Raw genomic sequence first — 15469 nt, forward strand, 5'->3', positions numbered from 1 at the left:
GTTCACTTAGACACTCGAGGCACCGGAATGGTTACCCCCCCAAACGTGTGATGTGAATCTCGTTGTGAACGTCCTGTGAAGGTACGCAATTCCGGGCTGTTTGTCACTACGAACAGCCAAGAGATGGCCATGGCTATACCTCCCGCAGAGGTGGCCGGGCACCCCGGCCACCAGGAGATCTCCACGTAACGGGCACCGGAACCGGGCCCGTGTCCGGCGAGCCGGTGTCCGGCGGGTCCGTGCCCGGCGGGTCAGTGTCCCGCGAGTCCGTATCCCGCCTCGTCCAGCACCGAGCGCACGGTCCCCTCGTCCAGTGGGGCCTGCGAGACCACGGTGACCTGTCCGGTGGTTGCGTCGGCCGTGACACCCGTGACACCGGCCAGCTCGGCGATTTCGAGCGAGACGGCGCCCTCGCAGTGCTCACCGTCCATCCCGGTCACCTGGTAGACGGCGGTGACCCCGCCCGCATCGGCCTCCGCGCCGCCGCCGCAGCACCCGCCGCCGCAGCAGCCGGACGCGGGGGCGGGCTCCGCGGGCTCGGCGGGCGGGCCGGACTGCGGGTTCCCGAGATAGGCGATGCCGGGCCGGGGAGCCCCGGGCTGGGAAGTCTCTGTCTCGGCGCTCATGCTGCTCTCCTCTGTGCGGATGTTCGTACCTCCCCATGGTGCGCCCGGGGCTCCCGGCGGCCACCGGGGCCCGCCCGTTGGGCCCCTGCCTGTCTGTTGGTGGCCCTAACGGCCTCTGTTGCTCGGCCTGCGTGACACCCAGAGCCGAATGGTCTCCGCGTACCAGTAGGGCTTGCCGTGCTCCACCTGGTCGGGCGGCGGCAGCAGCCCGTGTTTCCGGTACGAGCGCACCGTGTCCGGCTGCACCCGGATGTGTGCGGCGATCTCCTTGTAGGACCAGAGCTTCCGGTCGGTCATACCCGTACCTCCCTGCCTGCCGCGCGACGCCGGCCTGGGGGCCGTCGGGGGAGTCGCGCGGGGCTGCGCATTGGTGATCAATTCAGCCTCTCCCCGGACAACGGGGTCCTAAGAGGGCGACGGAGGAGCTGTTGACCTCCTGTGACCGAAAGGCCGCGTAACGCGGACATGCGTGACGGGAAGGTAACTCCTGTGACTCAAGCGGCACATGAGGAAATAGGGGCGAACACATGCGGATCCGGCGGTCGAGCGGCCCCGGTCCGGCGGTCGAGCGGCCCCGGTCCGGCGGTCGGCCGGCCCCGGTCCGGCGCTCCTCGCATTCGTCCGAATGTCCGGACAATGCGTTGACAGGGCTCCGAGGGGGGAGTTAGACCTGAGGGCCCGTTACCCGGGCCCGGCCACCCGGCCGCGGGACCGGGGGCCGCCCGCCGATGGAGAGGACGTGCAGGGTGTACGACCTGATCACGATGGGCCGGATCGGGGTGGACCTCTACCCCTTGCAGGCCGGTGTCCCACTGGCGCGGGTCGACACCTTCGGCAAGTTCCTCGGCGGCTCCGCGGCGAATGTCGCCGTCGCGGCCGCGCGGCTGGGGCACCGGACGGCCGTCGTCACCCGGACGGGCGCCGACCCGTTCGGTGAGTATCTCCACCAGGAGCTGCGGGCCTTCGGCGTCGACGACCGCTGGGTGACCCCGGTGCCCGGCCTGCCCACCCCGGTGACCTTCTGTGAGGTGTTCCCGCCGGACGACTTCCCGCTGTACTTCTACCGGCAGCCCAAGGCGCCCGATCTGGAGCTGTACGGGGAGGAGCTGGACCTCGGGGAGATCCGGGCCGCGCGGGTGTTCTGGATGACCGGGACGGGCCTCTGCGCCGAGCCCAGCCGTACGGCGACGCTCACCGCGCTGGCCGCCCGCGCGGCCGCGCCCGAGCAGCCGCGGGCCACACCTCAGGGGCCTCGCGCCACCGTCTTCGACCTGGACTGGCGCCCGATGTTCTGGTCCGACGACCCGAAGCCGCACTACCTCGGCGCGCTGCGCCACACCACGGTGGCCGTCGGCAACATCGACGAGGTCGAGATCGCCACCGGTGAGCGCGAACCCCGCGCGGCGGCCGAAGCGCTGCTCGCCCTGGGGCCGGAGCTGGCCGTCGTCAAGCAGGGCCCGGGCGGCGTCCTGGCCGTGCACCGCGACGGCCGCACCGCCGAGGTGCCGCCGGTCCCGGTGGAAGTGGTCAACGGCCTCGGCGCGGGCGACGCGTTCGGCGGCGCGCTCTGCCACGGGCTGCTCGCCGGGTGGGAGCTGGAGCGCACCATGCGGTACGCCAACGCGGCCGGCGCGATCGTCGCGTCCCGGCTGGCCTGCTCGTCCGCGATGCCCTACCCGTCCGAGGTCGAAGCGGCCCTCCGGGACGTACGCGCCTGCCCCGCGGGCGCGGACGTGGCGGGCGCGGTGGACATCGCCGGGGGGCTGCTCCGGCCGCCCGGGAGGGACGAATGAACGACAACCGGCAGCAGGGCACAGCAGCGTCGGACGACCGACGGCAGGGCCCGGCCCCGTCCCGCAGCCGACGGCAGGGCCCGGCCCCGTCGGACTCCCCTCCGCACACCACAGCCCCGCTGGTACGGGCGGGCAGCGCGGCCCGTGCTCCGTACGCCCTGGACATCGGCCCCGAGCGGGCCGGCTGGGACCGGTCGGCGCTGCGGATCCTGGAGCTCGCCCCCGGAGGTTCACACCGTCTTTCCACGGCGGACAGCGAATGGATCGTGCTGCCGCTCACCGGGGGCTGTACGGTCCTTGTCGACGGGGAGAGCTTCGAACTGCGGGGCAGGGCAGGGGTGTTCGCCGGAGTCACCGACTTCGCCTACCTGCCGCGCGACGCCCGCGCGCAGATCTCCTCCGGTGCGGGAGGCCGCTTCGCCCTGGCAGGAGCGAAGTGCGAGCGACGACTCCCCGCCCGCTACGGCCCCGCGCCGGAGGTTCCCGTCGAGCTGCGCGGCAGCGGCAGCTGCTCGCGCCAGGTCAACAACTTCGCGGCCGCCGACACCTTCGCCTGCGACCGGCTGATCGCCGTCGAGGTGCTCACCCCCGGCGGCAACTGGTCCTCCTTCCCGCCGCACAAGCACGACGAGTACCGCCCCGGCGAGGAGTCGGTCCTTGAGGAGATCTACTACTTCGAGATCGCGGACGGCGGCCCCGGCTACCACCGGGTCTCCCCGTCCAGGCCAGGCGGCACCGATCTGCTCGCCGAAGTCCGCAGCGGTGACACGGTGCTGATCCCGGACGGCTGGCACGGCCCTTCGATGGCCACCCCCGGCCACCACATGTACTACCTCAATGTGATGGCGGGGCCCGGCGCCGAGCGCGCGTGGCTGATCAGCGACCACCCCGACCACGGCTGGATCCGGCAGACCTGGGAGACGCAGCCCGTCGACCCGAGGCTCCCGCTGTACGGCAACGCAGCCCAGGAGGACCGCCGATGATCGCCCGTCAGGCCGACGGCCACGCCCCGGCCGCCCGCCGGCTGACCACCGCCCAGGCCCTGGTGGCCTTCCTGGCGCGCCAGTACACCGAGCGCGACGGCCACCGCCACCGGCTGATCGCCGCCACCTGGGGCATCTTCGGCCACGGCAACGTCGCCGGGATCGGCCAGGCGCTCACCGAGACCGGCCGGGGCGCGATGCCGTACCACCAGGGCCGCAACGAGCAGGCGATGGTGCACGCGGCCGTCGGCTACGCCCGGCAGTCCGGCCGGCTCTCCGCGCACGCCGTCACCACCTCCATCGGCCCCGGCGCCACCAACCTGGTCACCGGCGCCGCCCTCGCCTCCGTCAACCACCTGCCGGTGCTGCTGCTCCCCGGCGACACGTTCGCGGCCCGCCCGGCCGACCCGGTGCTCCAGCAGCTCGAAGTCCCGTACGCGGGCGACCTGTCCGTCAACGACTGCCTGCGTCCTGTCTCCAAGTACTTCGACCGGATCACCCGCCCCGAGGCGCTGATCCCGGCCGCGCTCGCCGCGATGCGGGTCCTCGCCGATCCGGAGCTGACCGGCGCCGTGACGCTCGCGCTGCCGCAGGACGTACAGGCCGAGGCGTACGACTGGCCGGAGGAGTTCTTCGCCGAGCGGGTCTGGCGGGTGCCCGTACGGCGGCCGGACGCCACCGAGTTCGCCGAAGCGGTCGCCGCGGTCCGCGCCGCCCGGCGCCCGCTGATCATCGCGGGCGGCGGGGTACGCCACAGCGGCGCCCAGGAAGCCCTGCGCGCCCTCGCCGAAGGGACCGGCATCCCGGTGGCCTCCACCCAGGCGGGCAAGGGCGCCCTGCCGTACGACCACCCGGCGGACGTCGGAGGCATCGGCCACACCGGCACCGCCACCGCCGACGGGCTGGCCCGCGCCGCCGACCTGGTCATCGGGGTCGGCACCCGCTACACCGACTTCACCACCGCTTCGGGGACGCTCTTCCAGCACCCGGGCGTCCGGTTCGTCAACATCAACATCGCCGGGTCCGACGCGCACAAACTGTCCGCGCTGCCGCTCGTCGCCGACGCCCGCGCCGCCATCGAGCGGCTGACCGGCGCTCTCACCGGGCACCGGGTGTCCGACGCGTACGAGCGCGGCTACCGGGCCGCGAAGGCGGAGTGGGAGGTACGGGTCACCGCCGCCTACACGGGCAGCGAGGACGCCGCGCCCACCCAGACGCAGGTGCTCGGGGCGCTCGACGCGCTGGTGACCGGCGACGACATCGTCATCAACGCGGCGGGCTCGCTCCCCGGCGACCTGCACCAGCTGTGGCGGACCCGCTCCGCCGACCAGTACCACGTCGAGTACGGCTACTCCTGCATGGGCTACGAGATCCCCGCCGCGATCGGTGTCCAGCTGGCGGCTCCGGGACGGCCCGTCTGGGCGCTGGTCGGCGACGGCACCTATCTGATGAACCCCACCGAGATCGTCACCGCGGTCCAGGAGGGCCTCCCGGTCAATGTGGTGGTCCTGCAGAACCACGGGTACGCCTCGATCGGCGGCCTCTCGGAGTCGGTGGGCGCCGAACGCTTCGGTACGGCGTACCGCTACCGGGCCCCGGACGGCACGTACACCGGCGACCCGCTGCCCGTCGACCTGGCGGCCAACGCGGCCAGTCTCGGACTCGATGTGCTGCGCGCCAAGACCCTGCGTGACCTGCGCGAAGCCCTGGCCGCCGCACGGGCGTCGGACCGTCCCACATGTGTCTACGTGGAGACCGAAACGGCAGACACAGTGTCGGGGCCGCCCCCGCCGCAGGCATGGTGGGATGTTCCTGTGGCCGAGACCGCCACTCGCCCCTCGGCGGTCGGGGCCCGGGAGGAGTACGACCGGCAGGTCGCAGCCCGACGCCGTCATCTCTAAGGCTTTAGGAGCGTTCACCATGAAGACCGTCAACCACTGGATCGGTGGCAGGGCCGTCGACGGCACGTCGGGCAACTGGGGTCCGGTCACCGATCCGGCGACCGGCGCCGTCACCACCCAGGTCGCGCTGGCCTCCGAGGCCGAGGTGGACGCCGCGGTCGCATCGGCGAAGGCCGCGTACACGACGTGGGGAACCTCCTCGCTCTCCACGCGCACCACGGTCCTCTTCCGCTACCGGGCGCTCCTCGACGCCCACCGTGACGAGATCGCCGCGCTGATCACCGCCGAGCACGGCAAGGTGCACTCCGACGCGCTCGGCGAGGTCGCCCGCGGTCTGGAGATCGTGGAGCTGGCCTGCGGGATCACCACCCAGCTCAAGGGCGAGCTGTCCACCCAGGTCTCCAGCCGGGTCGACGTCTCGTCGATCCGGCAGTCGATCGGTGTCGTCGCGGGCATCACGCCCTTCAACTTCCCGGCCATGGTGCCGATGTGGATGTTCCCGCTGGCCATCGCCTGCGGCAACACCTTCGTACTGAAGCCCAGCGAGAAGGACCCGTCGGCCGCGAACCTGCTGGCTGAGCTGGCCACCGAGGCGGGCCTGCCTGACGGTGTGCTGAACGTGCTGCACGGGGACAAGGTCGCCGTGGAGGGGCTGCTGAGCCACCCGGACGTCGCCGCGGTCTCCTTCGTCGGCTCCACCCCGATCGCCCGCCACATCCACGCCACCGCCACCGCGCACGGCAAGCGCGTCCAGGCGCTCGGCGGCGCCAAGAACCACATGCTGGTGCTGCCCGACGCCGACCTGGACGCCGCGGCCGACGCCGCCGTCTCCGCCGCGTACGGCTCGGCGGGCGAGCGCTGCATGGCGATCTCCGCGGTCGTCGCCGTCGGTTCCGTCGCCGACGAGCTGGTCGCGAAGATCCGCGAGCGCGCCGAGAAGATCACGATCGGCCCCGGCAACGACCCGTCGTCCGAGATGGGCCCGCTGATCACCAGGGCGCACCGCGACAAGGTCGCCTCGTACGTCACGGGTGCGGCCGCGCAGGGCGCCGAAGTCGTCCTGGACGGTACCGGGTTCACCGTCGAGGGCCACGAGGACGGCCACTGGATCGGCCTGTCGCTGCTCGACCGGGTGTCCACCGATTCGGACGCGTACAAGGACGAGATCTTCGGCCCGGTCCTGTGTGTGCTGCGCGTCGACACGTACGAGGAGGGCGTGGCGCTGATGAACGCCTCGCCGTTCGGCAACGGCACCGCGATCTTCACCCGGGACGGTGGCGCGGCCCGCCGCTTCCAGCTGGAGGTCGAGGCCGGCATGGTCGGCGTCAACGTGCCGATCCCGGTCCCGGTCGGCTACCACTCCTTCGGCGGCTGGAAGGACTCGCTCTTCGGCGACCACCACATCTACGGCAACGACGGGGTGCACTTCTACACCCGCGGCAAGGTCGTCACCACCCGCTGGCCCGACCCGGCGGACGCCCCGGCGGGCGTCGACCTGGGGTTCCCGAGCAACCACTGAGCGGGTAGCGATCCCGGAGCCCGTTCACCGCTGACGGCCGTATGGCGCGGCGGTGAACTCTCGGGGAACTCACCCCGGGACGGCTCCCGTACGGCAGTTCGGGGGCGGAACGGATGCCTAGCATGACGGCGTCCGACCGCCCCCGCCTGTATGCCGTACGAACGGAGCCACCCCTGTGCCCACCAGTGCTGCCGGTACCGGCCCCGGCTCCGGCTCCGGACCTGGCTCCGGCTCGGGCCTCGGACCCGGCTCCGGCTCCGATGGGGGTCCCGCCGTCGGCCGCCGGATATGGAGGGCGGCGGCCGTCGTCGCCACGGCCGTCGCGGTCACCCTCGGCGCGCTGCTCGCCACCGACAGGACCGGCGCCACGGCCGGGCACCCGGCCGCCGCGTCCGACGGGCTGCGCCACACAGCTGTCGAGGTCTCGCCCGGCTCCTGCGGCCGCGGCTGGACCCGTCCGCACCCGGGGACCCAGGTCTTCGACCTGACGAACACCTCCACAGGCCCCGCCGAGGTGGACCTCACCGACCCCCGCACCGGCGCCGTCTACGCGGAGACCGAGGGACTCGCGCCCGGTACGACCCGGCAGATGCGGGTGGCGCTCGGCGGCGGTACATACGCCTTCAGCTGTCTGCCCGACGACGCGGACGCGGTGCGCGGCCCCACCGTGCACATCGCGGGCAGCGCGCGGGGGAGCGGCCCGCACGCGGTGCCGGTGACCGAGCACGATCTGGTCCCGCCGACCCTCGCCTACCAGAAGTGGATCGGCGCCCGTGCCGCCGAACTCGCCCGGAAGACCGCCGTACTGAGGAAGGCCGTCGACCGAGGCGACCTGGCTGCGGCCCGTGCCGCGTGGCTGCCGGCCCATCTGGTGTACGAGCGGATGGGCGCGGCGTACGGCACGTTCGGCGACGCCGACACGGACATCAACGGCACCGGAGCCGGGCTGCCCGGCGGGCCGCACGACCCCGGCTTCCAGGGCTTCCACCGGGTCGAGTACGGGCTGTGGCACGGCGAGTCCGCCGCCGCGCTGCGCGGCCCGGCCGACCGGCTGGACACGGCGGTCCGCGCACTGCGCGACGGCTGGCCGCAGCAGCGCATGGACCCCGCGGATCTGGGGCTGCGCGCCCATGAAGTCCTGGAGAACACCCTCCAGTCCGAGCTGACAGGACGCACCGACCGCGGCAGCGGCACCAGCCTGGCCACCGTCCGCGCCAACCTCGACGGAACGCGTGAACTGCTCTCCGTACTGCGGCCGTTGCTCACCACACGCGATCCGGAGCTGCCGCGCCTGGACTCCTGGCTGGACCGCACCCGGCGCACGCTGGACGGATCGCGCCACGACGGCGGGTGGACCCCGGTGGACCGGCTGAAGACCGCCGACCGGGAGCGGCTCGACGCCGACGTCAGCCAGGCGACCGAGCTGCTGTCCCAGGTGGCAGCCCTCTGCGACCTGCGCAGAACAGCATGAGCGACAACGGCCCAGGTAAAACGGCCCAGGTAAAAACGGCCCAGGTAAAAACGGCACGGGCAACAACGGCACGGGCAACAACGGCACGCGAAACCGCGAGGGCAATCCCTTGCGGGACGGCGTGCATGACGAAACCATGCGGAGCTGCGGTATGCGGCGCGGCACGGGACCAGCAGGAGGCACGGTATGAGCGGGACCGGCGGCACCGGAGGCACCGGCGCGAACGAGGTACGCAGGCGCGGATTCCTGCGCAGTGCGGCGCTGGGGGTGGGATCCGTGGCAGCGGGGGCCGCCCTGGTGGGTGCGGACCGGCCCGCCACGTCCGCCGCCCCGGCCGGTACCACCGACGCACCGGCCGCCGCCTCCCGTACCGACTTCCACGGCGCGCACCAGGCGGGCATCCTCGAAGCACCGCAGCGGGCCACGGTGTTCGTGGCCTTCGACGTCACCGCCGACGGCCGCAGGGACCTCACCGAACTGCTGCGCACCCTCACCTCGCGGGCCCGTTTCCTCACCACCGGAGGCACCCCGCCCCCGCTCGGTATCACCGCACCACCGAGCGACTCCGGTGTGCTCGGGCCACAGGTCCCGGCCGGCGGGCTGACCGTCACGGCCGGGGTCGGCGCCTCCCTCTTCGACGACCGCTTCGGGCTGCACGGCCGCAAGCCGCTGCGGCTCACCGCCATGCCGTCCTTCCCCGACGACGACCTCGTCCAGGCCGAGTGCCACGGCGACCTCAGTGTGCAGCTCAGCGCGGACAGCCGCGATGTGGTGCTGCACGCCCTGCGCGACATCGCACGGCACACCCGGGGTGCGATGCAGGTGCGCTGGCGGATGGACGGCTTCAGCAGCCCGGCCCGGCCCAGCGGAACACCCCGTAACCTCCTGGGGTTCAAGGACGGCACGGCCAACCCCGACGCCGCAGACGCCTCGGCGATGGAGCGGCTCGTCTGGGTGGGCGCGGGTGCCGAGCCCGACTGGACGGCAGGTGGCAGCTACCAGGTGGTGCGGCTGATCCGGATGCTGGTGGAGTTCTGGGACCGGGTCTCGCTGACCGAGCAGGAGCGGATGTTCGGCCGCGTCCGCGACACCGGCGCCCCGCTCGACGGGAACCACGAGTCCGACTCCCCGCGGTACGCGCAGGACCCGAAGGGCGATGTGATCCCGCTGGACAGCCACATCCGGATGGCCAACCCGCGGACGCCGAAGACCGAGGGGCAGCGGCTGCTGCGCCGCGCGTACAACTACGACCGGGGCATGGACTCCAACGGCAACCTCGACATGGGGCTGCTCTTCTGCTGCTACCAGCAGGATCTGGCCCGGCAGTTCGAGACGGTGCAGAAGCGGCTGGCCGGTGAGCCGCTGGTGGACTACATCAAGCCGTTCGGCGGGGGCTACTTCTTCGCCCTGCCGGGTGTCCGCGACCGTACGGACTGGCTGGGCCGGGCCCTGCTCGCCTAGGGGGTGTCGACGGAACCCCCGGGCCAAGGACACCGAGGACACCGGGGACTCCAGGGACACCGAGGACACCGAGGACTCCAGGGACACACCGAGGACACCGAGGACGCCAAGGACTCCAGGACCCCAAGGAACGGTCAAGTCTTCCCCCGGACTTCGTGACTGGCTGTTCACCCCGGCGACACGGACGCGCAGCCGCCCGGTCGTGGCGGGCGCGCAGCATCCTCCGCGTAAGCACGATCACGGCAGCCCACAGCGGAGGCGCGGAGAGCATGGTCAGCACAGGGAGAACGGCGGGGCCCGGACGGCGGGCGATACGGTGGGGCGCTATCGCCGGAGCCGCGGCGCTCACCGTCCTCGGGGGCCCGGCCTCCGCGTTCGCGGACGCGCACGGACCGGGCCACGGGCACCAGGGTGGCAGCCACGGGACGACGGCCACCCCGGTCAAGCATCTGGTGGTGATCTTCCAGGAGAACGTCTCGTTCGACCACTACTTCGGTACGTACCCGAACGCGGCCAACACCGACGGCACGAAGTTCACGGCGGACCCCCGCACCCCGAAGAACATCAACACCCTGAGCAACGCCGGGCTGCTGAAGAAGAACCCGAACCAGTACACGCCCCGCCGGCTCTCCGCATCCCAGGCGCTGACCTGCGACCAGAACCACAACTACGGGCCCGAGCAGTACGCGGCCAACGGCGGCAGAGCCGACCAGTACGTCCAGAACACCGACTCCGGAAAGTGCTCGGGCAACCTCTTCGGCGAGCCCGGCCTGGTCATGGACTACTACGACGGCAACACGGTCACCGGACTGTGGAACTACGCCCAGCACTACTCCCTGGGCGACAACGCGTACAGCTCCAACTACGGCCCCTCCACGCCCGGTGCGCTCAATCTGATCTCCGGCCAGACGCACGGCGTGACCTCCGTCGACCCGGCGTCCGGCACCGAGCACCCGAAGCAGACGGCGAAGCCCGACGCGTACACGGTCGTCTCACCGGACGCCAAGGGCGTCGGCACGGTCACCAACGACCCCGACCCGGCGTACGACGACTGCTCGAACAGCGACCACACCAGCAAGAACGCGCTCGCCGTCATGCACGGCAGCAACATCGGTGACCTGCTGAACAAGAAGGGCGTGAGCTGGGGCTGGTTCCAGGGCGGCTTCCGGCCCAGCACCGCCTGGAGCGGCAAGCAGGGCGACTACGCGAAGTGCTCGGGAAGCACCCACTCCAACGTGGGCGGCGCCGCGTCCGTCGACTACAGCCCGCACCACTCGCCCTTCCAGTACTACCGGTCCACGTCCAACCCGCACCACCTGGCCCCGAAGAACGTCAGCGAGATCGGCCACAGCGGGCGCGCGAACCACAACTACGACCTGACCGACTTCGACGCCGCGCTGAAGGCGGACCGGCTGCCCGCGGTCAGCTTCCTCAAGGCGTCGGAGTTCCAGGACGGCCACGCCGGATACTCGGACCCGACCGACGAACAGCACTTCCTGGTCGACCGGATCAACAAGCTCCAGAAGTCCCCGGAGTGGAAGGACACCGCCGTCGTCGTCGCCTACGACGACTCGGACGGCTGGTACGACCACGCGTACGCGAAGCCGCAGAACGGCTCGAAGGACACCACGACCGGCTCCAACGGGAAGGCCACCGACAGCCCCGCCTGCCAGACGGGCCCCCGCTCGGCTGGCGGCTACGCCGACCGCTGCGGCCCCGGCACCCGGCAGCCGCTGCTTGTCATCTCCCCGTACAGCAAGGTCAATTCGGTCGACCACACCCGCACCGAACAGGCGTCGGTCACCCGCTTCATCGAGGACAACTGGCACACGGGCCGCATCGGGGACGCCTCCTTCGACGCCCGCGCGGGCTCCCTGACGTCGGCCTTCGACTTCAGGCACCCGAACAACAAGCAGGTGCTGCTCCACTCGGACGGATCGGTGCAGTCGGTCCGCCGCATCCCGGCCCAGGGGTCACGTCCGCACTCGACGGGGGCCACCCGGACAGCAGGACCGGCCACCAGCTCCGACCTCACCTCACGGGACCTCGCGGCGAGCACGACGTCGTCGGCCGCCGTGTCGACCGGCATCGGAGCCGCACTGGTACTGGCGGCGGGAGGCACCGCGCTCGTACTGCGCCGCCGGAGGAACCGTACGGACGCCTGAGCGCCCGAAAGCGCCGCGTGACCGGAGGAGCCCGGCCCGGGGAAAACGGCAGGTGACGGGCGGGGCCCTCCGGGTACGGTGGCGCGACCGGCCGCGCGACGGGGGCGGTGGACGGCGTACGGCAGGAGAGCGCGATGGCCACGGCAGAACAGGCCCCCGGCAACCGGGCCCGGCTGATCGCGCGTTTCGGCCCCACGGCCGGCCCCTGGTACGACGCGCTCCCCACCCTGGTCGCCACCCTCGCCGACCGGTGGGGCCTCGACGTCGGCGAGGCGGGCGGCGGTGGCACCTCCCGGGTGTACCGCTGCCTGCGACACGCGGGTGGTGAAGGGGGCGGGGCGGCCAACGGCGACGCGCATGGTTCCGCGGACGGGGCCGCCGACGGCGACGCGGATCGTTACGCGGACGATGCCGCCGACGGCGACGAGGGCAGTGCCACCGTATGGCTGAAGCTCACCCCCGATCCGGTGGTCGCCGCCCAGGAGGCCGAGGCGCTGGACGCCTGGGCGGGCGCCCCGTCCGTCGTCCGGCTGCTCGACAGCGACCTCGCCGCCGGGGCGCTGCTGCTGGCCGGGGTCGAGCCGGGCACTCGGGTACGGGAACACGGCTGGCCGACCGCGGACATCGCCCGGCTCCTGACCGACCTGCGCACAGCACCGCGCCGACGCGCACCGCAGGCCCGCCCCCTGCTGCTGCCGCCGCTCAGCGACCGGATCGCCTTCATGTACGACATGGCCGCCAGGCGCGGCGCCCACGCCCCGGAGGTGCTGGCGCGCGGACGCGCCGCGGCGCTGGAGCTCGCCGGGAGCGGTCCGGCCGACGGGCTGGTGCACGGCGATCTGCACCCGGCCAATGTGCTGGTCGGCCCCGGGCACCGGCTCGTGGCCATCGACCCCCGGCCGACCCTGGGCGACCCGGACTTCGACGCGGCGGACTGGGCCATCGACGGAGTCACGGACGAGCCCGGTCTGCGACGACGCATCGCCGAACTGACCCCGCTCGTACCGGGAATGTCGGCGGACCGGGTACTCGCCTGGTGCCGGGCGACGGCCCCACTCACGACGGGGGCACCGGGGTTTCTCCTGACGGCCGGCAGGGCATCGCGGAAGCGGTGAGAGGCGTCCCCGCGACGCCCGCCTGCCCTTGTCCGGCCGGCTAGAACCAGCTCGCAGGGTTCGCGTGCTTGGCCAGGCTCTTGGCACCGTGAGCGATGCCGTCGCCGACCTTGGACGCCTTGTCGCCCACCCAGCCGGCCGCCTTCCCGGCGCCCTTCTTGATGTCGCCCCAGTGCTGGACGACCTTCGCGCCGCCGTAGACGGCCCCGAAGCCGACGGCGAGGCCGATGGTGACGGGGTTCGGGGCGATCATGGCCGCGGTCATCGACGCGTTGAAGCCCGCTTCGGCAACATCGGCGACGTAACCGGCACCCTCCCTCTTGAAAGCGGCGACCGGGTTGCCCTGAGCCACGACATTCGCCGTGCTGAAGCCGGTGGCGGCCACGCCGCCGACGATACCGACGCCCCGCAGGGCTCCCGCGACCTTCCCGGCACCCGCCAGCCCCTTCGCCAGCGACGTGGTACGGCTGAAGTTGAGGCTGCGGGCCTTCGAGAAGATGTTGCCCGTGACCTTGAACAGGTTGGCGTTGCCGGCCCGTGACACGGCCTGGCCCGCGTGGGTGATGCCTCCGTATCGCGCAGCCAGGGAGTCCGAGCCCACCACGAAGTCGATGGCTCTGTTGACGGAAACACCGCCCTCCCAGAGCGGCGACTTCATGATGGACAAGCGGCGCACAAGGTCGTAGCCCTTGCCTGTCCAGTCCGCGATGGTTCCTCGCGTTCCGGGAATCCTCTGTGCCCACTGGCTGAGCTTGCCCGGGAACCAGCTCCCTGGCGCCCCGAGCGAGCGGACCTTCGGGGAGTAGGCGACGAGCTTGTTTCCCGCCCGCTTGATCAGACCGTTGCCGGAATTCGCGAGGGCCGTGCCGATGCGGTCCTTCCAGGGCCCAAGGACGCCCGCTCTGAGGGAGTTGCCGACCAGGACCTTGGTGAGCGCCGTTCCCTGTATGGTCACGGTCGCCGTGGCGCCGCCCACCGACTTCCAGTCGCCGTACAGGTCCATGATGCTGACGATGGTCGCCGCATGTGGTTCGAGCCCGGGGATCTTCTCCAGCGCGTGGGCCTTGATCCGGCCGATCCAGTGGCTCAGTGACTCGTTCGAGTCCCGCTTGAAGACGGACGCTTCGGGATCCGTGCTGGCTGCGACGGAGTTGGCGAGCAGGAATTCGTCCGGTGTGAGTCCGCTGCCTTTGTGTTCTTTGAGGTATTTCTCAAGTTCCTTCGCCGAGAATCCGGCCCACCGCATTCCCGCCTCTGGGTCGCCGCTCTCCAGTCTGGCGATGGAAGCGCGCTTGCGGAGATCCGGTCCGGTTTCATGGGTCCAGGAACGCAGCGGTTTGAGCGATGTCAGGTGACTGGAGACGCCGAGTCGGGAGGCTCGGGTGAACGCCTCATCCAATTTGTCCTGTACGCCGCCCTTCCCGTCCAGGAGCTTGGCGAGCTGTTCCAGGTCATCGGGGTTGGCCATCCGCATGGGGGCTGATTTCCTCGGGATGTCAGTTCGCCGGGCCACGCAACGGGTTACTTGTCGCCGACGAGCGCGAACGCGAAAGCGAGACGGCGGTCGATCCAGTCCGTGCAGATATTGATCTTCGTGCTGCCCAGGGACGTGATGACGACCTCGTCTCCGGATCGCCACTCGAGGGGCCGATATCTGCTCCCCGGCTGATCTCCCTGGCCAGGATTGAGCAGGTCGTCGAAGACGCCCGTGACGAACCTGCCTGCCGCCCGGCCCGCCACTTCCTTGGCGCTGCCGCTCGCCATCTTGTTGCGTCCGACGATCTCCGGACGGCCCGGCTGATCGATCCGCCAGGTGTGCTTGAACGGGCGCTTGGGAGGCACCCGCCGCAGTGTTCCGATGGCTTGGCCCTGCGCGTCACGCACCACGTGATGCCTTTCGCCCTTCACTTCCTGCGGGGCGTCGAGATAACAGAGCAGTTGTTGCTGTTCGACGTCCTCGTAGAGCGTCAGACCGGGTTCGGAAGGGAGCGATTGGCTCTCCCCGGTGGCCACGTAGGCGCACGGCGCGAGGACTTGCATGTCCATGTCGCCCTGTGGCACGCGTATGGCACGAGGGCCGAATCCGGAACGGACGCGTTTCGCTGTCTTGGGCCGTTCGACGGACCCGAGTACGAACTCGTTGACATCCGCCCAGGGGACCGGCTCCACCGGAGGTTCCTCGACCTTCTTGTTCCTGCCGAATCCCACCGATACCTCCTGAACCGACCTGACGGGTGAGACGATCTGAGCCCCGCCTGATCCTACGGTGGCAGAGAGCGACGTCCTCGCGCCGTATTCCGCACTGACCCGGCGTCAACGATCCGGCGTCGCGTTCCTGGACAGTGACCGGCCCCCGGGGCTGACACCCCCGCCCGTCCGTGGTGCCCCGCTACTCCTGCCGCGGTACGCCGGCCGGTCCGGGTACTCCGGCAGTA

Annotated in this window: 12 protein-coding genes; 8 read left to right on the top strand and 4 right to left on the bottom strand. The window is 71.5% G+C overall.

Features of this window, described 5'->3' with window-relative positions; genetic code table 11:
* Positions 1-251: 251 nt before the first annotated feature.
* Entirely contained in the window at positions 252-626 is a 375-nt protein-coding gene (locus OG510_RS25285; RefSeq protein ID WP_406139777.1) for a heavy-metal-associated domain-containing protein, read from the bottom strand.
* Positions 627-731: 105 nt separating this feature from the next.
* Entirely contained in the window at positions 732-923 is a 192-nt protein-coding gene (locus OG510_RS25290; RefSeq protein WP_164264827.1) for an AlpA family transcriptional regulator, read from the bottom strand.
* Positions 924-1390: 467 nt separating this feature from the next.
* Here OG510_RS25290 and iolC point away from each other — a divergent pair, with 467 nt between their 5' ends.
* The 8 genes from iolC (at position 1391) to OG510_RS25330 (ending at position 13034) form a co-directional block, all read left to right on the top strand.
* Complete coding sequence (gene iolC / locus OG510_RS25295; protein WP_406142540.1) at positions 1391-2419, top strand: 5-dehydro-2-deoxygluconokinase; 1029 nt, start codon at positions 1391-1393, stop codon at positions 2417-2419.
* Positions 2416-3402: a 5-deoxy-glucuronate isomerase gene (gene iolB / locus OG510_RS25300; protein ID WP_406139779.1), complete on the top strand. Its 987-nt coding sequence runs from the start codon at positions 2416-2418 to the stop codon at positions 3400-3402. Before iolC ends, iolB begins: the two co-directional genes overlap by 4 nt.
* Positions 3399-5303 (top strand): 3D-(3,5/4)-trihydroxycyclohexane-1,2-dione acylhydrolase (decyclizing), encoded by a 1905-nt coding sequence (gene iolD, locus OG510_RS25305; protein WP_406139781.1) that lies wholly within the window; start codon positions 3399-3401, stop codon positions 5301-5303. The genes iolB and iolD overlap by 4 nt, the downstream gene beginning before the upstream one ends.
* Before the next feature lie 19 nt (positions 5304-5322).
* Positions 5323-6822 carry a CoA-acylating methylmalonate-semialdehyde dehydrogenase gene (locus tag OG510_RS25310; RefSeq protein ID WP_406139783.1) on the top strand — a complete coding sequence of 500 codons (1500 nt, stop codon included), beginning with the start codon at positions 5323-5325 and terminating at the stop codon, positions 6820-6822.
* 175 nt (positions 6823-6997) lie between these two features.
* Complete coding sequence (locus OG510_RS25315) at positions 6998-8293, top strand: EfeM/EfeO family lipoprotein (protein ID WP_406139785.1); 1296 nt, start codon at positions 6998-7000, stop codon at positions 8291-8293.
* Positions 8294-8479: 186 nt separating this feature from the next.
* Positions 8480-9754, top strand: a complete 1275-nt coding sequence (efeB, locus tag OG510_RS25320) for an iron uptake transporter deferrochelatase/peroxidase subunit (RefSeq protein WP_406139787.1) — start codon at positions 8480-8482, stop codon at positions 9752-9754.
* A gap of 269 nt (positions 9755-10023) precedes the next feature.
* Positions 10024-11919, top strand: coding sequence for an alkaline phosphatase family protein (locus tag OG510_RS25325; protein ID WP_406139789.1), 1896 nt, complete (start codon positions 10024-10026; stop codon positions 11917-11919).
* Positions 11920-12053: 134 nt separating this feature from the next.
* Positions 12054-13034 carry an aminoglycoside phosphotransferase family protein gene (locus tag OG510_RS25330; protein WP_406139791.1) on the top strand — a complete coding sequence of 327 codons (981 nt, stop codon included), beginning with the start codon at positions 12054-12056 and terminating at the stop codon, positions 13032-13034.
* Between the two features lie 40 nt (positions 13035-13074).
* On the opposite strand, the gene OG510_RS25335 is transcribed toward OG510_RS25330, so the two are convergent.
* On the bottom strand, positions 13075-14508 hold the full coding sequence (locus tag OG510_RS25335; RefSeq protein WP_406139793.1) for a PE-PGRS family protein: 1434 nt from the start codon (positions 14506-14508) through the stop codon (positions 13075-13077).
* A 47-nt stretch (positions 14509-14555) separates the two neighbouring features.
* The gene (locus OG510_RS25340) at positions 14556-15242 is read right to left on the bottom strand and encodes a hypothetical protein (RefSeq protein ID WP_406139795.1); all 687 of its coding nucleotides are present in this window, start codon (positions 15240-15242) and stop codon (positions 14556-14558) included.
* Positions 15243-15469: the final 227 nt, after the last annotated feature.

It is taken from the genome of Streptomyces sp. NBC_01089, from assembly GCF_045162975.1.
Taxonomy (GTDB): Bacteria; Actinomycetota; Actinomycetes; order Streptomycetales; family Streptomycetaceae; genus Streptomyces.

Bases quoted from the DNA above. Each gene is read 5' to 3' on its own strand.
- OG510_RS25285 (WP_406139777.1), bottom strand. From the start codon at position 626: ATGAGCGCCGAGACAGAGACTTCCCAGCCCGGGGCTCCCCGGCCCGGC.
- OG510_RS25290 (WP_164264827.1), bottom strand. From the start codon at position 923: ATGACCGACCGGAAGCTCTGGTCCTACAAGGAGATCGCCGCACACATC.
- iolC (WP_406142540.1), top strand. From the start codon at position 1,391: ATGGGCCGGATCGGGGTGGACCTCTACCCCTTGCAGGCCGGTGTCCCA.
- iolB (WP_406139779.1), top strand. From the start codon at position 2,416: ATGAACGACAACCGGCAGCAGGGCACAGCAGCGTCGGACGACCGACGG.
- iolD (WP_406139781.1), top strand. From the start codon at position 3,399: ATGATCGCCCGTCAGGCCGACGGCCACGCCCCGGCCGCCCGCCGGCTG.
- OG510_RS25310 (WP_406139783.1), top strand. From the start codon at position 5,323: ATGAAGACCGTCAACCACTGGATCGGTGGCAGGGCCGTCGACGGCACG.
- efeB (WP_406139787.1), top strand. From the start codon at position 8,480: ATGAGCGGGACCGGCGGCACCGGAGGCACCGGCGCGAACGAGGTACGC.
- OG510_RS25325 (WP_406139789.1), top strand. From the start codon at position 10,024: ATGGTCAGCACAGGGAGAACGGCGGGGCCCGGACGGCGGGCGATACGG.
- OG510_RS25330 (WP_406139791.1), top strand. From the start codon at position 12,054: ATGGCCACGGCAGAACAGGCCCCCGGCAACCGGGCCCGGCTGATCGCG.
- OG510_RS25335 (WP_406139793.1), bottom strand. From the start codon at position 14,508: ATGCGGATGGCCAACCCCGATGACCTGGAACAGCTCGCCAAGCTCCTG.